The sequence below is a fragment of the Paraburkholderia oxyphila NBRC 105797 genome (assembly GCF_000685075.1).
Lineage (GTDB): Bacteria > Pseudomonadota > Gammaproteobacteria > Burkholderiales > Burkholderiaceae > Paraburkholderia > Paraburkholderia oxyphila.
On record NZ_BAYD01000264.1, the window covers coordinates 1 to 1,526 of the forward strand.

Annotated in this window: 1 protein-coding gene; it reads left to right on the top strand. The window is 59.1% G+C overall.

Features of this window, described 5'->3' with window-relative positions:
* Nucleotides 1-136 precede the first annotated feature (136 nt).
* Entirely contained in the window at nt 137-1,513 is a 1,377-nt protein-coding gene (locus BO1_RS48815; protein ID WP_028223773.1) for an IS4 family transposase, read from the top strand.
* Nucleotides 1,514-1,526 lie beyond the last annotated feature (13 nt).

Genomic DNA, 1,526 nt, shown 5'->3' on the forward strand with positions numbered 1-1,526 from the left:
GAATGGCACTTACTTAAGGCCGCATGCAGGAGAAGACGCGGATAAGTGCTTGAAGAAAAAGGGAGGGGGCTGATCCAGGGATTGATAGGATGGTTGTTACCAGGCAAACACCGTCTCATTCCAAAGATCAGCCCCCATGGATCGTACTGCACGAAATCATCATAGGCAAACACGAGGCACAGTTCAGAGCCGCTCGCGCAGGACACAGGCTGTGGACTATTTCAACATACTGACGAGCCCGAGGCTGTTGGCCATAACGGAAGCGTATTTGCCAGAGCATCGGGAACGGCTGTATCCGCCGACGGTGACGCTGTCGATGTTCATGCGCCAGGCGCTGGAAGAGGACGCTTCGTGTCAGAAGGCAGTCAACGGGTGGGCCGCGCAGCGAGCTGCCGACGGGCTGCGGCCCATGAGTGTGCGTACGGGAGGCTACTGCCGCGCTCGCCAGAGACTACCACTGACGATGGTCCGGGAGTTGGCGCGCGAGACGGGGCGTCAATTGCATGAACAGGCCGAGCCGGGCTGGAAATGGCGCGGGCGCCCGGTCAAGCTGGTTGACGGCACGGGGATCTCGATGCCCGATACGCCGTCGAACCAGGCCCGCTTCCCGCAGTCCAGTTCCCAGGCCGAAGGAGTGGGCTTCCCATTGGCCTATCTGGTTGCGGTGATCTGTCTGGCAAGCGGCGCAGTACTGGAGTCGGCTGTGGGCACATACGCGGGCAAAGGCAGCGGGGAGCTGACGGCGTTTCGCCTGCTGCAAGGCACGTTTCGCAGCGGTGACGTGATTGTCGCCGATGCCTTGTACTGCCATTACTTTCTAATGGCCTCAATGATTGCCGCCGGGGTAGATGTCGTGATGGAGCAGCATGGGGCGCGCCGCACCGACTTTCGGCGAGGCAAGTCGCTGGGCACGCGCGATCACATTGTGACGTGGCCCAAACCCCGGCATTGCCCAGCCTGGATGACGCGTGAGCAGTACCAAGCCTTCCCGGACGAACTGATGATGCGCGAGTCCAGACTGCATCACCGGGTGCTGGTCACCACGATGCTTGATGCACGCAAGACCAGCAAGGAAGACCTCTCGCAACTGTATGCCAGGCGTTGGAACGTGGAACTGGATCTACGTAACATCAAGACGACGATGGGTATGGATGTGCTGCATTGCCAGACTGCCCACATGAACGAGAAAGAGATCTGGGTCCATCTGCTGGCCTACAATCTGATCCGGCTGCTGATGGCTCAGGCCGCCAACCACTATGCCACTGACCCGAGAACACTGAGTTTCAAGCACACCGTGCAGCTATGGACTGAATGGCTGGCCAGAGGTCTGACGGCAATTCACGACCAGTGTCTCCTGTTCAACCTGATCGCGCAGTCTTGCGTTGGGAATCGCCCCGGTCGCATCGAACCACGAATGCGCAAACGAAGACCGAAGTCTTACCCATGGCTGAAAGATCATCGTCACATCGAACGCGAGCGTGTCCGAAAATATGGGCACGCTCCACGGGCTTAAGTAAGTGCCATTC

Excerpts from the sequence above, each read along its gene's own strand:
- BO1_RS48815 (WP_028223773.1), top strand. The coding sequence starts at position 137 with ATGGATCGTACTGCACGAAATCATCATAGGCAAACACGAGGCACAGTT.